The organism is Clostridium amylolyticum (assembly GCF_900142075.1).
In the GTDB taxonomy this organism is placed as follows: Bacteria; Bacillota; Clostridia; order Clostridiales; family Clostridiaceae; genus Clostridium_AA; species Clostridium_AA amylolyticum.
In genome coordinates, this window is the sequence record NZ_FQZO01000002.1 from 1 (window position 1) to 23047 (window position 23047).

General features: G+C 30.0%; 26 protein-coding genes and 1 pseudogene. 5 read left to right on the top strand and 22 right to left on the bottom strand.

The window, feature by feature from the left end; translation table 11 throughout:
- The 11 genes from BUA82_RS04555 to BUA82_RS04605 all read right to left on the bottom strand — a co-directional run.
- On the bottom strand, positions 1 to 140 hold a 140-nt coding region (locus BUA82_RS04555), incomplete at its 3' end, for a helix-turn-helix domain-containing protein (protein ID WP_178140691.1).
- Entirely contained in the window at positions 118 to 525 is a 408-nt protein-coding gene (locus BUA82_RS04560; RefSeq protein WP_073005161.1) for a MerR family transcriptional regulator, read from the bottom strand. The genes BUA82_RS04555 and BUA82_RS04560, both read right to left, overlap by 23 nt.
- 120 nt (positions 526 to 645) lie before the next feature.
- A complete protein-coding gene (locus BUA82_RS04565) occupies positions 646 to 1239 on the bottom strand; it encodes a GNAT family N-acetyltransferase (protein WP_073005163.1) in 594 nt (197 codons plus the stop codon).
- Positions 1240 to 1332: 93 nt separating this feature from the next.
- Complete coding sequence (locus BUA82_RS04570) at positions 1333 to 1851, bottom strand: STM3941 family protein (protein WP_073005166.1); 519 nt, start codon at positions 1849 to 1851, stop codon at positions 1333 to 1335.
- 38 nt (positions 1852 to 1889) lie between these two features.
- Complete coding sequence (locus tag BUA82_RS04575; RefSeq protein WP_073005168.1) at positions 1890 to 2333, bottom strand: GNAT family N-acetyltransferase; 444 nt, start codon at positions 2331 to 2333, stop codon at positions 1890 to 1892.
- A 140-nt stretch (positions 2334 to 2473) separates the two neighbouring features.
- A complete protein-coding gene (locus tag BUA82_RS04580) occupies positions 2474 to 2683 on the bottom strand; it encodes a DUF6199 family natural product biosynthesis protein (protein ID WP_083599783.1) in 210 nt (69 codons plus the stop codon).
- Between the two features lie 199 nt (positions 2684 to 2882).
- A complete protein-coding gene (locus tag BUA82_RS04585; RefSeq protein ID WP_073005174.1) occupies positions 2883 to 3350 on the bottom strand; it encodes a DUF1648 domain-containing protein in 468 nt (155 codons plus the stop codon).
- A gap of 35 nt (positions 3351 to 3385) precedes the next feature.
- Positions 3386 to 3931, bottom strand: a complete 546-nt coding sequence (locus tag BUA82_RS04590) for a GNAT family N-acetyltransferase (protein ID WP_242948923.1) — start codon at positions 3929 to 3931, stop codon at positions 3386 to 3388.
- Positions 3932 to 4147: 216 nt separating this feature from the next.
- Positions 4148 to 4582 (bottom strand): hypothetical protein, encoded by a 435-nt coding sequence (locus BUA82_RS04595; RefSeq protein WP_083599784.1) that lies wholly within the window; start codon positions 4580 to 4582, stop codon positions 4148 to 4150.
- A gap of 79 nt (positions 4583 to 4661) precedes the next feature.
- Positions 4662 to 5126 carry a GNAT family N-acetyltransferase gene (locus BUA82_RS04600; protein WP_073005178.1) on the bottom strand — a complete coding sequence of 155 codons (465 nt, stop codon included), beginning with the start codon at positions 5124 to 5126 and terminating at the stop codon, positions 4662 to 4664.
- A 75-nt stretch (positions 5127 to 5201) separates the two neighbouring features.
- On the bottom strand, positions 5202 to 5993 hold the full coding sequence (locus tag BUA82_RS04605; protein WP_073005180.1) for a class I SAM-dependent methyltransferase: 792 nt from the start codon (positions 5991 to 5993) through the stop codon (positions 5202 to 5204).
- A 168-nt stretch (positions 5994 to 6161) separates the two neighbouring features.
- Here BUA82_RS04605 and BUA82_RS04610 point away from each other — a divergent pair, with 168 nt between their 5' ends.
- Together BUA82_RS04610 and BUA82_RS04615 are read left to right on the top strand one after the other, a co-directional pair.
- Positions 6162 to 6692, top strand: a complete 531-nt coding sequence (locus BUA82_RS04610) for a GNAT family N-acetyltransferase (protein WP_073005182.1) — start codon at positions 6162 to 6164, stop codon at positions 6690 to 6692.
- A gap of 48 nt (positions 6693 to 6740) precedes the next feature.
- Positions 6741 to 7364 (top strand): HAD family hydrolase, encoded by a 624-nt coding sequence (locus tag BUA82_RS04615; protein ID WP_073005184.1) that lies wholly within the window; start codon positions 6741 to 6743, stop codon positions 7362 to 7364.
- A 253-nt stretch (positions 7365 to 7617) separates the two neighbouring features.
- Here the strand turns inward: BUA82_RS04615 and BUA82_RS20615 are convergent, their stop codons facing one another.
- Together BUA82_RS20615 and BUA82_RS04625 are read right to left on the bottom strand one after the other, a co-directional pair.
- Complete coding sequence (locus BUA82_RS20615) at positions 7618 to 8019, bottom strand: CPBP family intramembrane glutamic endopeptidase (RefSeq protein WP_178140692.1); 402 nt, start codon at positions 8017 to 8019, stop codon at positions 7618 to 7620.
- A 659-nt stretch (positions 8020 to 8678) separates the two neighbouring features.
- A complete protein-coding gene (locus tag BUA82_RS04625) occupies positions 8679 to 9560 on the bottom strand; it encodes a LysR family transcriptional regulator (protein ID WP_073005188.1) in 882 nt (293 codons plus the stop codon).
- A gap of 129 nt (positions 9561 to 9689) precedes the next feature.
- Here BUA82_RS04625 and BUA82_RS04630 point away from each other — a divergent pair, with 129 nt between their 5' ends.
- Positions 9690 to 10880 (top strand): coenzyme F420-0:L-glutamate ligase, encoded by a 1191-nt coding sequence (locus tag BUA82_RS04630; protein WP_073005190.1) that lies wholly within the window; start codon positions 9690 to 9692, stop codon positions 10878 to 10880.
- Positions 10881 to 11112: 232 nt separating this feature from the next.
- Here BUA82_RS04630 and BUA82_RS04635 read toward each other — a convergent pair whose 3' ends face one another.
- The 3 genes from BUA82_RS04635 to BUA82_RS04645 are packed head-to-tail and all read right to left on the bottom strand — an operon-like array spanning position 11113 to position 13390.
- Positions 11113 to 11856, bottom strand: coding sequence for an ABC transporter permease (locus tag BUA82_RS04635; RefSeq protein ID WP_073005192.1), 744 nt, complete (start codon positions 11854 to 11856; stop codon positions 11113 to 11115).
- The gene (locus BUA82_RS04640; RefSeq protein WP_073005194.1) at positions 11843 to 12574 is read right to left on the bottom strand and encodes an ABC transporter ATP-binding protein; all 732 of its coding nucleotides are present in this window, start codon (positions 12572 to 12574) and stop codon (positions 11843 to 11845) included. The genes BUA82_RS04635 and BUA82_RS04640 overlap by 14 nt, the downstream gene beginning before the upstream one ends.
- A 51-nt stretch (positions 12575 to 12625) precedes the next feature.
- A complete protein-coding gene (locus BUA82_RS04645; RefSeq protein WP_073005197.1) occupies positions 12626 to 13390 on the bottom strand; it encodes a MerR family transcriptional regulator in 765 nt (254 codons plus the stop codon).
- Positions 13391 to 13946: 556 nt separating this feature from the next.
- Here BUA82_RS04645 and BUA82_RS04650 point away from each other — a divergent pair.
- Positions 13947 to 15020 (top strand): GNAT family N-acetyltransferase, encoded by a 1074-nt coding sequence (locus BUA82_RS04650; RefSeq protein ID WP_073005199.1) that lies wholly within the window; start codon positions 13947 to 13949, stop codon positions 15018 to 15020.
- A gap of 128 nt (positions 15021 to 15148) precedes the next feature.
- Here BUA82_RS04650 and BUA82_RS04655 read toward each other — a convergent pair whose 3' ends face one another.
- Positions 15149 to 16009 carry a helix-turn-helix domain-containing protein gene (locus tag BUA82_RS04655; protein ID WP_073005201.1) on the bottom strand — a complete coding sequence of 287 codons (861 nt, stop codon included), beginning with the start codon at positions 16007 to 16009 and terminating at the stop codon, positions 15149 to 15151.
- A 257-nt stretch (positions 16010 to 16266) separates the two neighbouring features.
- Here BUA82_RS04655 and mraY point away from each other — a divergent pair.
- Positions 16267 to 17221, top strand: a pseudogene (mraY, locus tag BUA82_RS04660) (phospho-N-acetylmuramoyl-pentapeptide-transferase).
- 442 nt (positions 17222 to 17663) lie between these two features.
- On the opposite strand, the gene BUA82_RS04665 reads toward mraY, so the two are convergent.
- The 5 genes from BUA82_RS04665 to serS all read right to left on the bottom strand — a co-directional run bounded on the left by BUA82_RS04665 (position 17664) and on the right by serS (position 22915).
- On the bottom strand, positions 17664 to 18308 hold the full coding sequence (locus tag BUA82_RS04665) for an extracellular solute-binding protein (protein ID WP_073005203.1): 645 nt from the start codon (positions 18306 to 18308) through the stop codon (positions 17664 to 17666).
- 309 nt (positions 18309 to 18617) lie between these two features.
- On the bottom strand, positions 18618 to 19349 hold the full coding sequence (locus BUA82_RS04670) for an ABC transporter permease (protein ID WP_073005205.1): 732 nt from the start codon (positions 19347 to 19349) through the stop codon (positions 18618 to 18620).
- Entirely contained in the window at positions 19349 to 20194 is an 846-nt protein-coding gene (locus BUA82_RS04675) for an ABC transporter ATP-binding protein (RefSeq protein WP_073005207.1), read from the bottom strand. The genes BUA82_RS04670 and BUA82_RS04675 overlap by 1 nt, the downstream gene beginning before the upstream one ends.
- A 233-nt stretch (positions 20195 to 20427) precedes the next feature.
- Positions 20428 to 21444 (bottom strand): LytTR family transcriptional regulator DNA-binding domain-containing protein, encoded by a 1017-nt coding sequence (locus BUA82_RS04680; protein ID WP_073005209.1) that lies wholly within the window; start codon positions 21442 to 21444, stop codon positions 20428 to 20430.
- Between the two features lie 193 nt (positions 21445 to 21637).
- Positions 21638 to 22915, bottom strand: coding sequence for a serine--tRNA ligase (gene serS, locus BUA82_RS04685; RefSeq protein WP_073005211.1), 1278 nt, complete (start codon positions 22913 to 22915; stop codon positions 21638 to 21640).
- Between the last annotated feature and the right edge of the window lie 132 nt (positions 22916 to 23047).

The window sequence follows — 23047 nt, forward strand, 5'->3', positions numbered from 1 at the left end:
AATTTACCACCATTTTTATAGTTTTCTTCTTGTCTTGCTAAAGTCCAATTATATATAAATCTTGCAGTACCTACTGATTGCCATAGTTTTTGTTCCTGCTCTTTAGTTGGGTATAATCTAACTTTCTTCCCCAATATCACTCTCTAACAGCTCCTTAATCATTTTTTTAGCTTTATTGGCTCTCTTACCTTGAAGTCTACAACTAAAAACGTTAATTCCACTTCCTATATCAGTAATAACATCAAAAGAATACCCTTTAGCAATCATGTATGTTTTAACATTCTCTATTTGCCTTTCAAGGTCATCCTTTTGCTTATGTGAACTAACTCTACAATATCCTATTATTTTTTTAGTTTCAATGCCTTTAATTCCCAAAAAATGATTAAGCTGCTCTTGTGAATAATATCTTGTACCACCTTCTGTTATGTGGTGTGGAGTAAATGAGCCTTTCATATGCCAATCTCTTAATGTTTGCGGAGTTTTACCTATTAAATCTGTAAATTCACCTATTGAATAATACATCATTAATTATAACCTCAATATAATTGTAATAATAATATAATGTTATTCAATATTTTTTTATAGATTTCGCTTAACTGTACATCCCCCTTATTTTTTAGTAGATATAACTTCAACAGAAACCAATTACTTATTATTAGTGGAATACTTCATAATTACCATATCTCCTAACCCATTTAAATTAGTGATAAGGTTCTTTTTAACTTTTACAACTTCATATCCTAATTTTTCATAAAGCTTTATTGCATTTTCATTTTTGCTTAAAACATCTAAGTTATATTCATCATAAGTCTCATTCTCATGAACATAATTAAAAAGAATTATTGCTACTCCTTTGTTTCTATATTCCTTATCCACTGCTACAAAATCAATATAGCACTCATTATCATTTTTAACTGCTGGTTTTCCCATAATCATATTTAACTGGGCACAAAAAATATTTCCCCGTATCCTTCCAAAGTGCTTAGCAAATGCCTTTGTATTAAAGTTAAGCACTCGGCTTTTATTTGTTGATACTGCTATGAATCCAACAACTTTATCATTATCTAGTGCCACATATATCATTGATGTAATAAGGGACTTTTCAAAACATTCTTGCAAAGCTTTAGTATCTTCTGTAAAATCTTTAAACATATGCCCAAAACTATCTATAAATATTTTTGATACTTGAGTTGTATACTCTCCCTTCAAGTTACTTAACCTTTTAATCTCATATTTCATTAACCCTACCCCCTTTAATACATAAAAAAATTAATATGGTTTTCTAAATAATTCTATTATTAATAATATATATTTATAATTTTAAACCAAATGCTATATTGAATATCCTCTATATTCTTCTAACCTATTCCGCACTAGTTCTAATACTTCATTAAACTCTACATCTGCTGTACTTAAATTTATTGTCACAGGTGGATAATTTAGAAATAAGTTTATTTTAATACCCACTTTCTTTAGAAAAGAAACTCTTTTCGTAAGTATGTTAATATCGTTAACAGTTATTCCTATAAATCTTTCATAACAAATCTTTTTAGCATATACGGATTGGATTTCTTCCCAATGGATAAAGCCAACGCTAAAAGCGGTGGACATATCGGTTATACCATCTTCACCTATTATTAGGGGTGGTTTATGAGTTAAGCTACTCTTCACCATAAATATAAAACTTCCACAAAAAAATATTGTACCTACTACTCCAATAATGGTATAAAATATTTTTGTTTCTATTAATCCATTTACTAAAACATAAATACTTAAAAGTGACATGATAATACCTAGTGTTAAAAGATTCATCACTTTCTTTTTATTTTCTTTAATAATAATTTTATTCATTTCCTTCTCCTCAAACTGCAAAATATTTTTATAAGTCTTTAAAAGTCTTTCCTCAAGTACACCATATCAACAAGTTGAATCCCATTTTCGAAAATAGGATGATTATAGTTATCAGTAAAAAAATTTTTAACTCTATGTGAAATTGTAAACCCACAGTGCTCATAAAATGGAATAGTAAGAGGGCTGTCCCCCGTACCTACCAACATTGTTTTGCATTTGTCGCTATACTGATCAAGGATATAATTCACCAGGGCTTTTCCATAGCCTTTTCCTTGATACCTTTCGTAAGTTGCGATATTCTTAAGTTCATATATTCCTTCCTCTTCCTTTGTCACTACACAAATGCTTTTTAAATTTCCATCATATAAAGCAAAAACATCTCCACGTTCTAAATATCTATCAATCATATCTTCTTGTTCATCCGCTAACAGTAGCAGATCAAGAAATTGCTTCTTGTCACTTAAAATTCTTTTAATCTCCATTTTGTACCTCATTTAATATAAAAATCTTAGTTTCATATGAAACTATTATTACATGTAAAAATATTCAATTCCTTATAAAAAAGCAAACTGTAATGCTATTTAAAATAAGTACATTAAACCCTATTTATTAACTAAAGCAATTATCCCATAAAAGTACTAATAAATAATATGGAGAAAAATATAATTGCGATAATGCCTTGAAATTTTATAATATCTATTGCAAATTCACTTAACTCAACATCATCTTTATACATCCATCTCCTGCCAAACATGTATGTTTCCTCTGGATATTTTATTGAAACTGCTCCTAGTATTATAAGAGCTATTAATATGATTCTTAAAATAATCACAGAAACACCCTCCAATTATAAGTTTATATGGTAATTATATCAAAATAAAAAAATGACATCCATAGGATACATTAATTAAACTAGCAGAGTTATTTATATAAAAATCTAAAAATAGCAGCTTCCTATTGTAAAAAAGTTAGCTGCTTGTTTTATGAGCAAAGCATTAATAATTCCTCTCTTGCTTAATTTTCAATAATTATTACTTGCTCAATCGATAGCTCCTAACGATAAAATAAGTTAAAGAGCCAAATATAATAAGTAAAACTATGGGTAAAAAAGCTATAGGTAAGTCCATTGAATTAACTGAATGAAAAGTTATATAAAAGAACATAGCTGTGATCTCTACCTTAAGGGATATAAGCATAGTCTTCATGCACTTATACACAGCTTCTTTGTTTTCTTGGTTTTGAGGCATAGGAACATTCCATATTTGAGGAAAAAAAGTTATTATTGTAAGTCCTAGATACAATATTGCTCCAATAATGGGCAGCATTAGTATTTCATTTTTATTTCCCCATCTGTCCACCACTCCTGCAGCATTATAATGGCCTGGTATCCTTTCTGGAATACTACTCCAACTTTTAACTAAAAATATAAAGAAAGAAATTAAGATCGCAGCACCTATTATCTCTAAAAAAAGCTGGAATTTACTATACTTAGTCTTCATTGCTTATGCATCTCCTTCATTAGCATAAATTATCATTACTCTGTTTGCCATTGAGCTTTTAAAATAGACATTTCATATATATTCCAATAACCCACTGCCGCTTTTCTTGTGCTTTCTAAAAACTTTTCTTTAACAAACCCGGCGTTTTCATAACATTTAATGGCACCAAGGTTAAAATCAAATACTCCCAGTGTTATCTTTTCAAAGTTTAACTCTGTAAATCCAATTCTTAATATTTCTTTTAATGCCAGCGTCCCAATACCATTTCCTCTAACATTCTCTTCGCCAATCAAAAACCTGCATATCCTTCCAACTTTATTCTTTTTATCTATTTCACGTAATTCAATAGTTCCAACAATTTCATTTGTGTCAATTAATTGTATTTTGTAAGCAAGTATATTGGAATTCTTTCTTTTAATATCATCAAAATAGTGCTCCTCCACTTGTTTAAGAGTTAAAGGATAAGTATAGGCAGGTCCAGCCCATTGTAATAAATAGTCAGCAGATTTGTTTGCATTCCACTGTACAATTTTTTTCAAATCCTCTTTTTCTAAATATTGAAGCTTTATAATTTTAAACACCTCCCAATAGCCTGCAATTTGAAGATAGCAAAACTAAGGCATACAAAGAAATGGGAATATCATCTATATAATCTTATGAGTAGAATCACTGCAAAATATACCAAAGAATTAAATAAGAAAGATGAAGTTGTTACGTCAGAACCTTAATAAATTGTGCAAAATAAGGTAGTCTATGGGTGTACTAACTTATTTAGTGTAATCTATGAAGAAATAGCCCTAACGAAGCCTATTATAGAAATTCAAAATTAGTTTTGATGGAAACAATCGCTGCTCAAATATAATAAGTGCTGATAAAACACTTTGGGTTAATCCGATAATAAAAAATAAAACATGCAAAAAAACAATTGAATTAATCATTATGCATTGAACTATAATCCAAATAACTAAAGCTCCGCTAAAAACAACACTTACATATCCCTGAAACTTAAACCTTAACCCAAGGATTATAGCACTAATAACATTTCCAAGTCCTATTACAGTAAATAGGATAATACCTGGTATAAGAAAATTATTAAAAGGTGAGTTTTGTAATAACTCAATTGGTGCTCCCAGTGGTTCTTGAGGATTAAGTATGGCAGCCAACCCTCCAGCCATTGCCCCTATGCCTACAAATAAATGTAGGGCAAATAATACACTGTATAGTCTCTTCATTCCCATTATCCCTTTCATATTAATACTAATATTATTTTTGTGTATATCTTATGTATTTTAATTCACAATATAATAACCTCTATTTCTTTACCTGCTGTAAAATTACACTTCTTTTATAAAATCCATATTTTTTATAGAATTCTAATACATTTTCGTTTCCTTCTGCTACTCCTATTATCTTTGTTTTTACTTGGTTACTGTCCAGCCACTCCAATGCACTGTTCATCAATTTATCCCCTAAACCATACTTTCGATATTCTTTATCCAAATAAAGAGAATCAATTTCTCCTGCTAAATCCTCATTTATGGTGCTAATACAATAACCAATATATAATTCATTTTTACTTTCCTTAATTAAGTCTATTTTTACCTTTAAGGTTTTATCCTTAATAAACTTATTTTTTCTAACCTGAAATGTTAGTCCATTTATTCTATCTGAAAAATAGCTGGAGTTCATTTCATGGTGTTTTTTCAATTTTTCCCATAAAGGTTGTACCAAATCAAGTAATTCCACACTTCCACTTACAATCTCAAAATTATTCATAGATAATCCACCTCTAAATTCATAATATTTTATAATCATTACTTACCTTAAGAATTTCGTATATTTAATTAATTTCTATTTTATAATTTTTAATTTAGATGCAACTAATGTAAAATCTCCAGGAATATTTTTATATTCATCAAACCTTGGACCCTCAATAAGTTTTTCAATAATAAATCCTGCTGAAGCAAAAGCAGTTATTATTTCACCCATCGTCCAATATCTTAGCAAACAGTCTGAAAACTCATCTTTTTCAGAATCAGAGAAAAACTTTTTATAGGCAACTTCACCTAACCATAATTCAGTTTCAAAATAATCTCCTTCAAGCTCTACTCTATCTATACTCATATCAAATATATCACGTTTTTTGAATATCTTTCTTATAGGATGAAAATCATTTAGTACTACTTTACCACCAACTTTAAGCATCTCATATATTTTTCTTGAGAACATATTTAGGTCTGAAAAATAGTGAAGTATGCCTCCTTCTAAATAAACAATATCAAAGTAACTAGTATAATCACTAATATCAAATCCTTGAAAATCCGATACTATGTAGTTCAAATTTACTCCTGCCTGCTCCGCTACTTCCATAGCATATTTCTTATTTTCCATAGAAATATCTACTATAGTCACATCCGCTCCAAGGATAGCCAAAGGTATAGCTTTTTTCCCACAAAACCCTAACAAATTAGCAATTTTCTTTCCTTTTATATCACCTAGGAGTTCTATATGTCTTCGTAAATACCTTTTGGGTTGTTTAAGCATATCTCTAGAAACTTCACTAGGTACTCCTAAATCATTTATCCAATACTCATAAGCCCTATATGACCATGCTTCTTTATTTGCTTCACCTTGTCTATTCATATTTTCCTCCTCACATTTTTATTAATTATTATAACTTTTACTACTATATTATAATTATAGCAAAGTGAAGAAGCGGGTGGATGGCAAATGTTTGTAATCAACCTTAAAATTTCTTATAATTGAATAAAGATATGATATTAAGAAATTTGGAGAGGTTGTGATTTAAAGTTGGAGAAGGTTTATTTAGTGTCTCCTTCAATGGAGCATAAAGACGCATACATAGAGATGATGATAGAATGGGAAGAAACAAATGAGCATATATATCCAGGAGCAATAAGAAGAAGAGAAGCTGATTATAATGACTGGTTACAAACTTTAGAATCATATAGGAAAAGAGAAACATGTCCATCTCACTTTTCGCCTTCCGATACTTTCTTTTTAGTAAATGAGGATAATAGGTTACTTGGTGCAATTAGTATAAGGCATTACTTAAATGAACAACTTCTCCGATTAGGTGGACATATAGGCTATGGAATAAGACCTACTAAAAGAAGAAAAGGTTACGCAACCGCAATGCTGAAATTGGCTCTTGAAAAGTGCAATGATATGGGAATAAAACAAATTTTAATAACCTGTGATAAGGATAATATCGGTTCAGCAAAAACTATTATTGCAAATGATGGTGTCCTTGAAAACGAGTTAGTTGAGGATAATGGGAATATAGTTCAAAGGTATTGGATAATAATGAAGAATGAGTAATTATATTATAAGTAAATATTAAAATCATTTTAGTAAGGGATGGTACAAATGTATAACTATATTATATTTGATATTGATGGTACAATTTTAGACACTGAAACCGCAGTTCTTTCATCGCTTCAAAAATTTCTATTGGAAGAGCTTAATAAAAATTATAGTTTTGAAGATTTAAATTTTGTTTTAGGTATTCCAGGAGAAACGGCATTAAAAAAACTTGGAATAAATAATATTTTTGAGTCAAATGAAAAATGGAATAGCTATTTAAAAGAATATTTTCATCATGTGAAGGTTTTTGAGGGCATTAAGGATACTTTAGTAAAATTGAATGAAATGAATATTTCAACAGGTATAGTTACATCAAAGACCAAAGAAGAGTTCACAAATGACTTCGTACCCTTTGATTTAACTAAATACTTTAAATTTGTTGTTTGCGCAGATGATACTGAAAAGCACAAACCTAATCCTGAGCCAATTTTAAAATTTATTGAATTGTCCGGTGCAGATAAATCCAAGACCATATATATTGGTGACACTAAATATGACATGCACTGTGCCTCTAGCGCAGGGATAGATTTTGCCTTAGCATTATGGGGAGCTAAATCTTCAGAAGGAATTGATGCAAATTACATTCTTGAAAACCCTAAGAGAATACTTGAATTGATAGAAGTTTAATTTATATTCTTATATAAACTCTGAAAAACAGTGAAAAGTCACTTCTTCTAAATAATCAATACTGAAGTAATTAGGTTAATAATATGCTTCCTAATATCGTTCCAATAGCTGACTTTATCATTTCAAAAACAAAGTTATAGTACTCTGAACATTTAAAATAAAATGTTCAGAGTACTATAACTTCTTTATATATAATTTAAAATAAATTTCAAATATATCCAATGGTCATTTTAAAATATAATTTTGATTAAGATTAAACCATATTAATTAATAAGTGAAGGAGAATACCCGGAGTAAGGGATTTAGACTTAAAGTATAATTTACCTAAAATATATCCCATTAATATATGCCAACTTACTCCCATGAATATATGCGTATTGGGAACTTGATATATATGAATAAGTCCAAAAATAATGGCTTGTATCGCATTTATTATAAACTCATTTAGTTTTAATGCCTTTAATCCAGATATTAGATATCCCCTATACACTAATTCCTCTATAAATACATTAAATATCAAAGCATTTATTATATTAATTATATAATCGGGTTTACTATAATAATTTCTATACTGAAAAGCTTCACTTCCAAGTAATATAATTTTAGGTATAAAATAAATTATGAATATGGATGTAGAAATTAATAACCACTTCACGGAAGTTTTCCACTTGAAATTACTAAGCTTTATTTTAAATGAATATCCTATGAAAATTGGAATCATACCCATAATTAACTGAATTATTAATACTTTTCCTAAACTCCAATGCATCATTACTTTTTTTAAAATATTAATATTTAAATTCATCAGTATATTTATACTGTAAATGATAGCAAAAACGAGTAGAGCTTTTTTATTTATAAAAATATCATCTTTTTCCTCTTTAAATTTATATATAAAATTCATAAGAAGAATTACTAAAAATATAGACAATATCATTCTTTTATAAATATAATTCGGATAAATTTCGGAATAATAAATATATCCTAAAATACAAAAGATCATTATAAATATTAATTCACATAGAAATTTAGAATATTTTTTCACCACTTTAAAAATCTCCATTCATATACTATTAGCCACCTTATCTATGACAAATCTTATGCATCTTTCCTTCAGATACTTATAGGTAATATTTTATATATTAATTATACCTAAATGAATAAATATATTCCAACAAAATTACAAATATTACATAATTATACTTTAATATAAAATATTTTAAGACTTAAGTTTATGCTACTCAAAAACTATCATTAATCTCATAAAAAACAATTAATTTCTTATTTAAAAATGATTTTATTAATAAAGCATATTTAACTTTCCAATATCTCCACAAACTTTTTTGAAGCCGGAGATAGGGACACGCTCTTTGAATAACAAAAGCCAATGTTTCTTTTAGGTATCTCTTCTACTGTGGTAACTTCAAATAAGGTTCCATTATCAAAATACTCTTGGGAAAATTCTTTAATAACGCAAGCTATCCCTAAGTTTATTCTTGCAAATTCTAATAATAAGTCATGAGATCCAAGTTCAATTTCTGAGGTGATTTTAACCCCTTTTGATAAAATGTACTTTTCCACATACTTTCTTGAATTTGATTTGTTGTCCAACAATATCAGCGGCATTTTTGCAAGTTCTTCAAAGCTTAAAGGCATGGAAAGGCTGCTTTTATACTTGTCTCCGCAAACAAAAACATCTTGTACCTCCATGCATTTTTTTATTTCTAAAGTTGTGTCTTCAATAGGAAAATTGCAAATGGCAATATCTATGGCACCTGACTTTAACATGGTGCACAGCTCTAGAGTGGTCTTATTTACAATCTTCAGCTTAATATTAGGATACTGATTATGAAAGCTATCTAAATATGGCAGCAAAAAGTATCTTGAAATAGCATCACCCACCCCTATTTTCAAATCTCCCAGCATTACATTTTTAGATTCTAAAATTTTTTCTTCCCCTACATTAATTAAATTTATAGCAGAATTTGCATACTCAAATAGGAGTTTCCCTTCATTAGTGAGGGTTACCCCTCTAGAGGTTCTTGTAAAAAGTCTTACCTCCAGTTCCTCTTCCAGCTGCATAATCGCTTGACTTACAGCGGGCTGAGTCATGTAAAGCGCCTTTGCCCCTTTAGAAAAGCTTTCACATTTAGCTACTTCACAAAAGACCTTATATAAATCTAACTTACTTATCATATAAGCACTCCTTATACCTCTCATTACATATATTTATTTTACTTATACCATATAAATATTATATAGTACAAGTATAAGGTATTAATTTTACGCCTTATATAAATTGAAGATAATTAAGGAGATATAAATATGGAAAGAATGGTTGGAACTGTAGTTAGAGGTTTACGTGCCCCAATTATCAATAAAGGAGACGACATTACAGAAATAGTTGTTAACACTGTATTAAAAGCTTCTGAAATAGAAGGATATTCTATTAATGATAAGGATATAGTTACTGTAACAGAATCTGTAGTAGCACGTGCTCAAGGAAATTATGCCACTATTGATAACATTGCAAAAGATGTTAAATCCATGTTCGGCGAAGATACTGTAGGTGTAATATTTCCTATTTTAAGCCGTAACCGCTTTGCTATTTGCCTTCGTGGTATAGCAAAAGGAACTAAGAAAGTTGTTTTAATGCTTAGCTATCCTTCTGATGAGGTAGGCAACCATTTAGTAGATATGGATATGCTAGATGAAAAAGGAATTAATCCTTGGACAGATGTGTTAACTGAAGAAGAATTCCGTAAACATTTTGGATATAAGAAACATGTTTTCACTGGAGTAGATTATATTGAATACTACAAGTCTTTAATCGAAGAATATGGCACAGAGTGTGAAGTTATCTTCTCCAACAATGCAAAAACCATTTTAGATTATACAAAGAGCGTTCTTACTTGCGATATTCATACAAGATTTAGAACTAAGAGAATATTAAAAGCCAATGGTGGAGAAAAAATATACAGCCTTGATGATATTTTATCCACATCCATTGATGGCAGCGGATATAATGAAAATTATGGTCTTTTAGGATCAAACAAAGCCACAGAAGAAACAGTTAAGCTTTTCCCACGTAACTGCCAGCCTGTAGTAGATAAAATACAAGCTATGCTTAAAGAAAAGACAGGTAAAACTGTAGAGGTTATGATCTATGGAGACGGAGCCTTTAAAGATCCAGTAGGTAAGATTTGGGAGCTTGCTGACCCAGTAGTATCACCTGCTTACACCTCAGGACTTGAAGGCACTCCTAATGAAGTTAAATTAAAATATCTTGCAGACAATAACTTTGCTGATTTAAAAGGAGAAGATCTTAAAAAAGCTATCTCCGACTATATTACTCATAAAGAAGCAGACCTTGTAGGCTCTATGGAATCACAAGGTACTACTCCAAGACAGCTTACTGACCTTATAGGCTCACTATCCGACCTAACTTCAGGCAGCGGTGACAAAGGTACTCCAATCATATACATCCAAGGTTATTTTGATAACTACACAAAGTAATACATAATGGCAGCCATATGAGTTATTACTTATTGTAATTAGGGAAAGCAAACAAGCATTTAGAAAAATACTTAAATTTAAATATATTGAATAATAAAACCTCATTTACTCGTGGTTCGGTTCTCCGCACCTTGCCTAAATGAGGTTTTTACATCTATTCACTTAATTTCTTATGTTGAAAATAATACTATAGAGCTCTTTAAACTCTTAATGTTTCTTTATTAGTTTCAAATTACTCCCATCTAAAAAACTTAATAGATACCAAAATACATATCACAGCAATTATACTTACAATTAAAATTGGTAGTATTGCATTATCTATGCTTAAATTAAGTGATGCGCTTTTTAAAAGCTTTATTCCCTGAGCTAAGGGTAAGATATCTGCCACTTTTTGAAGCGCTGTTGGCATGACCTCATATGGTAATGTTGCTCCTGAGAATATAAGCATAGGAAAGTATAGAATACTGGCAATAACACCTGCCATTTTAATATTTTTCGCTATTCCTCCCACCATAAATCCAATACTGAACATCGATGTCATTACTAATGCATACGCTCCTAAAAAGTTTATCCATGAACCTCTAAACTGAAACTTAAAAAATACCTTTGCTGTTAAATAAACAAGTATTAATGAAACAATGGCATATAAAGCATAGATTACTCCTTGAACTACTAAAATCATAGATGGGCTAACTGGTGTTACTCTAAATCTTTTTAATATCTTTCTGTGACGATACTCAGATAATACTAATGGTAACCCCATAATACCACCTGCACATATTGCAATGGTTGATACAGCTGCAAAGGATTGTTCCATGAATGTAAAATCAGCTTCAGGAAATGCAGGTTTATTGCCATAAATAACACCTAAGATAACAGTTACCACCATCGGCATACAGATTGCAAAGATGAACATATCCATGCCTCTTAGTGATAACTTTAATTCAGTCTTTAACATTGTTCTAAATACTTTCATCCTCTAATTCCTCCTCATCTACAAACCATAAATAAGCATCCTCAAAGTTTTCATATGGACTCAATGCCACTGCTTCTTCAACTGTTCCATAGAAATCTATTACTCCATTTTTCAAAATACATATTTTATCGCACAGAACTTCAACCTCATCCATGAAATGAGATGTTAAAAGGATTGTGAGTCCTTGCTTCTTTAAGTTTAATAAGCACTTCCACACATCTCTTCTAGACTTTACATCTAGCCCTGTTGTAAGTTCGTCTAGGAATACTACTTCTGGACTGGGAATTAACGCTAGGATAATAAATAATCGTTGCTTTTCACCTCCAGATAGTTCGCTTACTAGATTCTCAACCTTATCTTGAAGGTCAAACTGCTCTAATAATTTATTGCAATCTAATGGATTTTTATAAAGAACTTCAGTTATTTCACACAACTCTTTCACCGTAATCTTATCTTGATAATTAGATTCTTGAAACTGAACCCCAACTCTCTGAAATAGCTTTTTTCTTTCTTTTTGAGGATTCATACCTAGGATGGATACCTGCCCATGATCAAAATTCTTTGTACCTAAAATACACTCTATGATAGTGCTCTTCCCTGCCCCATTGGCTCCAAGCAATCCAAATACCTCACCTTTCTTTACCGTTAAACTAACATCCTTCAGCACTTGAACATCCTCATAGGATTTATAAAGATTATGAACTTTTATTACTTCCATATGTTATTCCCTCCTTTTGATAAAAGAATAACACCATCACAAAGTCTGGTGTTAAAATGTAGAGTTTGTATTAAATTCATTTTTCATAAATTCTAATTGCTTCAATATACTCTTTGCATTTTTTTCTGCATCACTTAAGGAGGTAAGAAGCTTATCACATGCTGTAACAATCTCCTCATTGTTTTTTGGTTTATTAATTGCCTCTCTAATATCAGTTTCCTTACTTTCTGATAGGGAATTGATCATTCTTAAAATTGCTGAAAGGGAGTAGTTAGCACAACGTAAGGTACGTATTATCTTCAATCTATTAATATCACTTTCAGTATAAACTCGATACCCATTCTGCTTTCTCTTAACAGTAAGTAGACCATTCATCTCCCAATTTCTTAATGTGTCCATTGTAACTTGAAGATAGTCTGCCGCCTGCTTTCTTGTAAAAAGCCTATAATTACCTTTAGCATCTCCCCCTAATAAAAGCTTCTTTGAAAGCTCTATGGCTTCCTCTGCATTTTTTCGCTCTTGTTTTATCTGATTTATATAATCATTTGTACAGTTAATTGCCTCTTGAAACTCACCCTTGGCAGATAACTTAACAACATTGATTATCTTCTTTCTAAGCCCATTTTGTAGAACCTCTACCTTAAAGGCAGTTCTAGCTAGGTTAAACTGCTCTACATGATAGTCAGTAAATACTCTATAACCATTTGATAGTCTATTCACCTTTGGTATTAATTCAAGCTTTTCGTACAGGCGTACAGTGTTGGAATGTACCCCAACTCTTTTAGCTACTTCTGCTGTTTTATATATCTTATCCATACTATCTGCACCTCCATGCCATTATCATAACACTTATAGAAAGTCTGGTGATATAGTGGAGAGTTCTATTTCATTCTTAGTTTAGTTTCACTATTGAAATCTAAATTTACTAACTAGTAAAGTATTGCATTCTTAGTAATTTTGCGGTATATTTTGGTAAAGCTTAATTATTCTTAGGCGAAAGGAGTGATTTTTTTATGCAAAAGTTATATGAGGTGATTATAAAATAATTGCATATTAGTTCAAAAGGCTTTTTTATCAGTATTTAGGTACTTTTATTTGTTATGCCCTTTGAACAACTTTGATTTAACCTTTCAGCCTTAATAGTTTGTATTAGAATTCATAGTGCAGTTAATATGTACTTTTAAATACTAATATTAAGAATACCGCAGTAGGTTAATCTTGCTGTGGTATTTTTATGTTCTTTTTTATCTAAAGCGTTAATAGTTAAATTTGCTAATGATAATTCCTTCATATCTTCATATAACTTTATCTCTAATTCAGGTTAAGCTTTGATTTTATGACTTATAAAAATGAGAGATATAGGAGTGATTTTGTGTTTAAATTAGAAAGAAAAGATTATAAAAAAGTAATCAATTTAGTTAAATCTCAAGATGAATTATCAGTATTCTCTGTTATCAATGGTGAAAATCCTGGTACAATCTATGCAAACAACATTATTAATCCAACTGCTGCATTGATAAAAACCAGTGAATGTAATTTAATTGCTGGTAATCCAAATGATGAAGTATTTAATTCTCAAGTATCTGAAGAATTAGATTTTTGGGATCAGCTAGTTCCTGATTCTTTAGAATGGATGGATAAAATACCGACTATTCACAAAAATAATTTCATTAGAAAATATAAAAGAAGGCATTATGTGTTATCTAATGATAACTTTGTGGATTATACTGATCCTTTGAAAATTGGATATATATTAGAAAAAGTTAATATATCTTTCTTAAAAGAAAGTTCCCTTGAAAATTCAGAAATAATACTAGAAGTATTGAGTGAAAATTGGGGTAGCGAGGAAATTTTTAAAAAACATGGTACAGGGTATTTAGTACGCAATGACAAGATAATTGTGAGTTGGGTATTAAGTGATTGTAGTTTTGAAAAAACAATTGCAATTGGTATACACACAGATAAAAGGTATAGAAGGAATGGTTTCGGGAAAATAGCTGCTTCTGCAACCGTTAAAGATTGCTTTGCTAAGGGATATAAAAAAATTGATTGGCTTTGCGTAGATTCTAATAAAGGTTCAATCGCAATTGCTGAAAAGCTAGGATTTAAACTTATTAATCTCTATTATTCCTTCACTTCATACCCTCCAATTGAGAACTTAAAAGATTTATCTGAATCTGAATGGTACCAATGGGGTGAATATTTAGAAGAGGCTTCTAAAACCGAGGAGTGTTTGCTACTGGAATGTATTTATGCTTATATAAAATCTAATGATGTTGAAAAAACTATTAATATTATGACAAATATTAAGCAAAAAAATATTGAATTAGATTATTTAACATTTAAAAACTGGATTATTAATCTTCAAAGCTATGATATGTGTTCTAACTTTACTAAAAAAGCTTGGATTAATTTCTTAAATGAAAATATTCCCAATGTCGACTAACACTTATATATTTGCATGATATTTTTCATAAAGGATGTATTAAGGACTTACTTTAATAAAGTAAGTCTTGTTTTCATACCTCTAGGACAGTATTATAAATAATCCTAATTCTTTATCCCATCGCTGGATTAAATCAGCTTTCTAATAAAATTATAAGCATACTCATCTTCAACTGAAGATAATTTTACATGTCCAAAAGTTGTTTCTTGACAAGAAAAGCTTAAAAGTTCTTTTAATTTTTCATAATGCAATTCCCTATCTACCCTTACTTTGCTAAAGAGAATTTTTTGAGCACAAGGTTTGCTATTTGCATCTGAAGGTAACATAAGCAGAGCTATACCTCCCACATATTTATTTTTATTTAAATTAGGCTTAACCATATTTATATATGTAATACCGTCATTAGCACTTTGTAAATTGAAGAATACAAGCTTGTCAAAAGTATTGTAACCTCCTTTAAATAACTTAACAACTTCGCCATTAGAAAGAATTTTAAATACTACATTATCATCGCAAAATTCGACGATACCTTCATGTATAGCTCCTTCCTTAGCTATATTGGTAACTAAAAAATAAACATAATATTTGTCTTGAAATATATCTGTATTAACATCCATATTATTTTCTAAGTTTTCCATATCAGCTGCTGTTAATGGAGTATAAATAAGTTTATCTATACTTATGTTATATACTTCACAAATATATATTAAGGTTTCTATAGATGGAAAAGCTTCTGCTGATTTGTATTTAGAAAGTAAATCTTCTGAAACCCCTATCTTCCTAGCAAGATTTTTTTGTGTTATTTCTAACTGAATAAGCTTTTTTAAATTGTATATAAATATTTTAGATGTTTTTTCATATATGTTATTTTTTAAAGCTTTTATTATATTGATATCACACATCACACTATCATTATTATATTTTATATACTCTAATCTATCTTTTACTTTTTCATCTATTTCTTTAATTTTACCTAACTCATTCTTCAAAATTACCCCTCCAAATTATATTTACAATCAAGTTACTTGAATAATATTCAATTTAATATTTTATACTTTTCAATTTATTTTGATATTAATATATAGTTATTGTTACAACTCCATCAATATATTACCATAATTATGAAGTTAAAATAAACTTTTCTCCTCTGTTCATAAAAAATCAAAACATTATTTATTTTAGAAATTACAACATTATTAAGAACTTAATAGACGTTAAGAAAATATTAAGTTAGAAAGGATTTATTATGAGTACTATTATATATGCTGTATTATTTAGTTTTTTATTATCTACAGTTACTGGTTTATTGCTCATACCATTATTTAAAAAATTAAATTTAGGTCAAAACATTAAAAAGGGAATTCCAATAAGTCATAAAAAAAAGGCTGGAACTCCTACCTTTGGTGGTATTATTTTTATTTTTTCATCAATAATAACAATGTTATTTATGATAAAAAATTATAATAAAGAAGTCCTGCTTGTGATATCTTCACTTATTGCTTTTGGATTTATAGGTTTCATTGATGATGCTTTAAAGAAAATACATAAAAAAAAATGAAGGATTAACTTCAAAAGGAAAAATGATTTTATTACTTTTTGTATCAAGTATTTTTGCTATTTATTCATACTATAATCCTTCAATTGGTTCAATAATTATGTTTCCATTTACTAAAAAATTATTTGACTTAAGAATTTTATACATACCCTTTATTATTTTTTATTACGTATCAACAACTAATGCATTAAACCTAACAGACGGTCTAGACGGACTTGCTACCTCTGTAACACTACTTGTAGTAACATTCTTTACTTTACTATCTTTTGGAATGGGTTATTATACATTATCAATTATCTGCGGTTGTATAGCAGGTGCTTTATTAGGATTCTTACGATATAATTGTTATCCAGCTAAAATAATTATGGGAGATACTGGTTCTTTAGCCCTTGGTGGTGCTGTTGCAACAATAGCTATGATACTCAAAAACCCATTTATTGTTATTATTGTCGGAGGAATTTACGTTATTGAAGCATTATCATCATTAATTCAAATAGTATTTTTCAAACTATTTGGTAAACGTATTTTTAAAATGGCTCCTATTCATCACTCCTTTGAGTTATATGGCTGGCATGAAACCAAAATAGTTTCAGTATTTTCTATAATAACAACAATCTTATGTCTTATTGGATTTCTATTTATGTAATTAACAGTATTACTTTTTAACATAACAAACTCACTCCCCTGATTAAGCCTAAAAATTATAGATACTGTCATGTCACAATAATAAATTAGTGATAAAGATTAAAAAGCACATGCATCTTTTCCTAACTTAATTAATGATAAATCGTTTTGCTACTATTTATATTATTAGATTAGTTTTAAAACATAATAAATGTTCTAAGACTCAGCTTAGTGTTACCAACACTAAGCTTTTCTTATTTATAGGATATCAAATTTTTATTGGAATAATTGACATAAAATAAACTCCTATTAAAGTACTATAACTTTACATACAAATTAAAAGCACAGAAAAAGCACTCCATCTTGTAAAGATAAGTGCTAATTTCTTCAATTGTAAATTAAATATACATATTAATTTATTTTATTATATAATTTTTTCTAAATTCATTCTTCCCTTATTAGCCTTATTTGTCCTCCTGTAGCCACTTAAGCACAGCTGCACCTTTATCTTTATTTTTAGAAAGCGTAACAATTCCGGCTATCTTATCCTCTGTGCTATATCCCATATCCTTTAAAGAGGCATTATCCTTCACACGCACTCCATAAATTCCTGACTTCACATCTTCGGACCCCTTCTCAATTTTTACAGCATTTTTATCACTTAAATCCAGCTCACTAAAAGAATCTAATATTTCAAACATACCTTGCATAGCAAATCTTTGAAAATTCTTTTCATCTACAATAAAAATATCTATATCACCAGCGGCCACTCTAGCAGATAGCTTCTGCATAGCATAAGGGTCTATAGAATTTTCAACGCTGCTTGAACCTTTTACTTCGATAAAATCCATATAAGCCTGTTTCTTATCTTCAGGCTCTTCCAATACTATCTTTGTAAGCTTGTCCTCAAACTCTGCTTTCTTGCTTAAATTTACACCCTCTCCTAGTAAAGTACAGTTAAATACATATTCCGTTTTATTCACATTAGTGTAAATGGTCCATGATACTGCTATGATTATAAAAACTCCTACTAATATGTGGATTTTATAGTAATCCCATATGTACTCCATCTTTTCTTTTTTAGACATATGTTTAATTTTATCTAGCATAAGCATTTCTCCTTACCTTATTCATTAGTAATTTATTATGATAATTACATTATAATACAAATGGCATCCATATGAGTTATTAATTATTAAAGTTATTTTTTACTTACATTATTGGTGCTAGTCACGTGACAAGTGACAAACAATAAATTACCTTAACTAGTTCTATTAGTTGAATTGATGGCCTTACTTACAAGTAAAAAACTCTAGAAAATTATGTTACCTTATTATAAAAAAGCACCACTAACCTCAATAATAGAGTAAAACACATATTCTAGAGTTTAACAAAGATTATATATCAGTTTATGAAATTTATTTATCTAACCCAACTTTATTATAAGTATATGCAAAGCCCACTCCTGCAATTATTATCCAAACCAAGATCACAGCTATATTATATGCATATCCTAAGCTAATGGATTCACCCTTAAATATGTTTTCTAACATAATGTTCATGTTGTAATTAGGTAAGAATTCTGCTATTTTTGTTAATGTTTTATTGAGCCTTGCAAATATTGGTATCATCAATAAAATCATAAGTACAGGCATCCCGATTACTCCCGTAGACATTTGATTAGGAGAAATGATTCCAATTAAAGCACCAATTTCTATCATGGTAAAAACCACTAAAGTAGTTAATAATATATATATTCCCAAATACTGAGCACTAATTCCAATGATAAAAAATATTGCTACATTGGTAATTTGCGAGATTAAAAAAGTTATAATAATCTTACCGGCTAAAAATTCTAAGGGCGACACTCCTGAAAGCATAAGCGTCCTAAGAGTATTTTTTTCTTTTTCTTCAGCAATAAGCATAGCTACAACAAAGCTAGATACCATAACAAGATTCATGCCCATGCACATAATTAAAATATCTATCTTTGCCAAATGTCCGTCTATTGTATTTTCTCCAAATATTTTTGAATAAATAATACTAAAAACTATTGGTAACATGCACATGAACAAAACATTCATATTCTTGCCGAAATATTTTACTTCCTTCTTAAACAATGCATTTACTCTTCTCATTGAAAATTCCATTATAATTCCCTCCCTGTAAGGTTTAAGAATATCTTTTCTAAACTTGGCTCCATAGAATGTATCGCCATCAACTGTGCATTTTCCATCCAAGCTTTAATTTTTGAAGCACCTTCTTCATCATTCTTAAGCATAATTTCTTTATCTTTATCTTTCAAAATTACCTTTATCTCATTAGTGGTATATTTTAGTTTTAAGGCTTCTGGATTTCCTATTTCTACTATCTCACCAGCATTTAAAAATGCTACTCTATCACAAAGTTTATCCGCTTCCTCCATGTTATGAGTAGTTAAAAATATGGTAGTTCCTTCTTTATTAAGTTTCCTAAGCAGCCTATGAATTTCTAAAGTTGTGCCTGGATCTAAAGAGGAAGTAGGTTCATCTAAAAATAGCAGCTTAGGTTTATGAAGCACTGCTCTAGCTACCATAAGCCTTTGTTTCATACCCTTTGAAAGCTTTTTTGCTTCTTTTTTTGCAGTTTCAATCATGCCTACCTTTTCTAGTATTTCTTCAATATTTTTCTTAGGAACACCATTTATATCTGCATATAGCTTTAGGTTGTCCCAAACAGACAACCTGTCATATATTCCACTATTATCAGACAGTACTCCAATATTATTAAATATGTGATTTTTATTGGTATGCACATCTTTTCCAAAAACCTTCACCTCGCCACTAGTTGGAAGTAATTGAGAGGTTAATAGTTTAATAGTAGTAGTTTTTCCAGCTCCACTTGGTCCTAAGAAACCAAAAATTTCACCTTCTTTAACATTAAAGGTTAAACTTTTTAATGCAGTGTTTCCTTTGAAATCTTTTCTTATATTCTTCATTGAAATAATATTTTCCAATTTCAAGCCTCCTCCTGATCTTTTATGACTCAATTATCATACAACTTCAGTATCAAGGCCATAAAACCGCTGTGAAAGGAGCATCATGTTTTCTGAAAGGCTTATTTTCAAGGTCAATTGGAGCATATATTGTACTAAATGGTGCACCATTTTATGTTAAAAGGCTTACCTATTAAGCTAGATGGTGCTTTTTTTAATGCTTAGGTACATTTTTAATGGCATAATTTAAGCATTTATAATTTTAATATGCTTTTTAAATCTTCTAATCTTCCTTTAGACAAAGGAACAGAACTCTTTACTTTATCATCCAAACTTAAACTATAACTATTTCTTGTCCAAGTAATTACCTCTCTAACTCTTTGTAAATTTACAATATAAGACCTATGACATCTGAAAAACCCAAAATGTTTTAATCTTTCTTCTAAATCCGTAAGCGAAATATTACAGGGAAACTTGTCCCCTCTAACGTATAAACTACTGATCCCTTGTTCGCTTTCCACATAGTCAATCTCTGTAGGATCAAACAATAGAATTCTTTCCTCTACCTTAGCCGGGATTTTTTCAATTTTATATGTTTTGTTTGTATATCCTATTTCTTCTTTATGGTTGTCAATTTCTTCTATGTTATTATTCAGCTCAGACAATCCCTCATCATTTAATCTATAAGCTTTTTCACCAACCATAATAGTGTCCTTAAAAAGCACAGAAGTAATCATTACTGCAGTTCCCTTAGAACACAGATCTTCAATATTTTCTATTATTATTTTAGCCCCATCCCTATCCATATTGAGAATTGGCTCTTGAAATATTAATAGCTTAGGCTCTTTTAATCTTTCTCTGGCAAGGCTTAATCTTCTTTTCTGAGAATAACTTAAGTCCTTTATTACCATGTTACCAATGTCTAGCAACGCTAATTTTAACATTATCTCTTTATAATCTATTTTTGAATCTAAGAGACTACTAAAAAATTTCATGTACCCATCTATGGTCATTCTCTCATAAAAAGTCTCTTCCCTAAGTACAACCCCAATGTTATTAATGTTATTTTTAATATACTGAGAATTTTTTATACCTTCTATATATATTTCACCTTTTGCTGGTACTTCTCTTCCTAAAATCAAGTTCACCAGCAAATCGCTTATATAATTGCTACATTCTATACTTATAGAACTACCTTTATCTACATCAATATCTATATCTTTTATCACATTATTTTTCTTCTCTTTGTACAAGCCTCTTATTTTTAGCATATAAAACTTCCTTCCACAATTTATATGCTAATTTTAACATAAGTTAAAGAAAAAATAGCAGCTTCCTTTAAAAATTGGAAGCTGCTATTTCTATTAAAGTATTTTTATGACTTTTGTATACAAATAGTATATTTACTTAATTTGGAATCACCCCTGGGGCGATTACATTTTATGGAAATATATAAACAGTATTTTATTTAATTACTGTCTTACCTCCCATATATGGTTGTAGTGCTTTTGGGATATTTACTGAACCATCTGCATTTAAGTTGTTCTCTAAAAATGCAATAAGCATTCTTGGAGGAGCTACTACGGTGTTGTTTAAAGTGTGGGCAAAGTATTTTCCATCTTTGCCATCTACTCTGATTTTCAAGCGGCGTGCTTGTGCATCCCCTAAGTTGGAGCAGCTTCCCACCTCAAAGTATTTTTTCTGTCTAGGAGACCAAGCTTCTATATCCACTGATTTTACCTTTAAATCTGCTAAATCTCCTGAACAGCACTCTAAAGTTCTAACTGGTATATCTAAAGAACGGAATAGGTCTACTGAATTTTGCCATAGCTTATCATACCACATCATGCTGTCCTCTGGATTACATACCACTATCATTTCCTGCTTTTCAAATTGGTGAATTCTATATACTCCTCTTTCTTCAATGCCATGAGCCCCTTTTTCCTTCCTAAAGCATGGTGAATAGCTGGTTAGGGTTTGAGGTAAGTCCCCTTCTGGCAATATTGTATCAATAAATTTACCAATCATGGAATGCTCACTAGTTCCAATTAAATATAAATCTTCCCCTTCTATTTTGTACATCATGGCTTCCATTTCAGCAAAGCTCATAACACCAGTTACTACCTCGCTGCGGATCATGTAAGGTGGAATGCAGTATGTAAAGCCTCTATCTATCATAAAGTCCCTTGCATAGGAAAGCACTGCAGAATGAAGCCTAGCAATATCTCCCATTAAATAATAGAATCCGTTTCCTGCAACCCTTCTAGCACTGTCTAAATCAATACCTTTTAATTTTTCCATAATTTCTGTATGGTAAGGAACTTCAAAGTCAGGTACAAGAGGCTCACCATAACGCTGAACTTCTAAGTTTTCACTATCATCTTTACCTATTGGAACACTAGGGTCAATTATATTTGGAATAACCAACATAATATCTTTAACCCTTTTTTCCAGTTCCACTTCCTTATTTTCTAACTCAGCCAATCTTTGTGAATCTGCAGTAACTCTTTTCTTAAGTTCTTCAGCTTCTTCTCTCTTTTTTTGAGCCATTAAAGCTCCAATTTCCTTGGAAATCTTATTTCTTTCAGCTCTTAAAGTTTCTGCTTCCTGCTTTGCGTTTCTAAGTTCAACATCTAGCTCAAGTACTTCATCTACCAAGGCAAGCTTACTATCTTGAAACTTATTCCTTATGTTTTGCTTAACTACCTCTGGATTCTGTCTTACAAATTTTATGTCTAACATGTTTTTTCCCTCCTACAATAAATATATATATTATTATTATTTATAACCAAAAAATAAAAAAACCTCCATCCCATATATCCATGGGACGGAAGTAATCCGCGTTGCCACCCAAATTGCTGATGTATAAAAATT

Bases quoted from the DNA above. Each gene is read 5' to 3' on its own strand.
- BUA82_RS04560 (WP_073005161.1), bottom strand. From the start codon at position 525: ATGATGTATTATTCAATAGGTGAATTTACAGATTTAATAGGTAAAACT.
- BUA82_RS04565 (WP_073005163.1), bottom strand. From the start codon at position 1,239: ATGAAATATGAGATTAAAAGGTTAAGTAACTTGAAGGGAGAGTATACA.
- BUA82_RS04570 (WP_073005166.1), bottom strand. From the start codon at position 1,851: ATGAATAAAATTATTATTAAAGAAAATAAAAAGAAAGTGATGAATCTT.
- BUA82_RS04575 (WP_073005168.1), bottom strand. From the start codon at position 2,333: ATGGAGATTAAAAGAATTTTAAGTGACAAGAAGCAATTTCTTGATCTG.
- BUA82_RS04585 (WP_073005174.1), bottom strand. From the start codon at position 3,350: ATGAAGACTAAGTATAGTAAATTCCAGCTTTTTTTAGAGATAATAGGT.
- BUA82_RS04595 (WP_083599784.1), bottom strand. From the start codon at position 4,582: ATGAAGAGACTATACAGTGTATTATTTGCCCTACATTTATTTGTAGGC.
- BUA82_RS04600 (WP_073005178.1), bottom strand. From the start codon at position 5,126: ATGAATAATTTTGAGATTGTAAGTGGAAGTGTGGAATTACTTGATTTG.
- BUA82_RS04605 (WP_073005180.1), bottom strand. From the start codon at position 5,993: ATGAATAGACAAGGTGAAGCAAATAAAGAAGCATGGTCATATAGGGCT.
- BUA82_RS04615 (WP_073005184.1), top strand. From the start codon at position 6,741: ATGTATAACTATATTATATTTGATATTGATGGTACAATTTTAGACACT.
- BUA82_RS04625 (WP_073005188.1), bottom strand. From the start codon at position 9,560: ATGATAAGTAAGTTAGATTTATATAAGGTCTTTTGTGAAGTAGCTAAA.
- BUA82_RS04630 (WP_073005190.1), top strand. From the start codon at position 9,690: ATGGAAAGAATGGTTGGAACTGTAGTTAGAGGTTTACGTGCCCCAATT.
- BUA82_RS04635 (WP_073005192.1), bottom strand. From the start codon at position 11,856: ATGAAAGTATTTAGAACAATGTTAAAGACTGAATTAAAGTTATCACTA.
- BUA82_RS04640 (WP_073005194.1), bottom strand. From the start codon at position 12,574: ATGGAAGTAATAAAAGTTCATAATCTTTATAAATCCTATGAGGATGTT.
- BUA82_RS04645 (WP_073005197.1), bottom strand. From the start codon at position 13,390: ATGGATAAGATATATAAAACAGCAGAAGTAGCTAAAAGAGTTGGGGTA.
- BUA82_RS04665 (WP_073005203.1), bottom strand. From the start codon at position 18,308: ATGCTAGATAAAATTAAACATATGTCTAAAAAAGAAAAGATGGAGTAC.
- BUA82_RS04670 (WP_073005205.1), bottom strand. From the start codon at position 19,349: ATGGAATTTTCAATGAGAAGAGTAAATGCATTGTTTAAGAAGGAAGTA.
- BUA82_RS04680 (WP_073005209.1), bottom strand. From the start codon at position 21,444: ATGCTAAAAATAAGAGGCTTGTACAAAGAGAAGAAAAATAATGTGATA.
- serS (WP_073005211.1), bottom strand. From the start codon at position 22,915: ATGTTAGACATAAAATTTGTAAGACAGAATCCAGAGGTAGTTAAGCAA.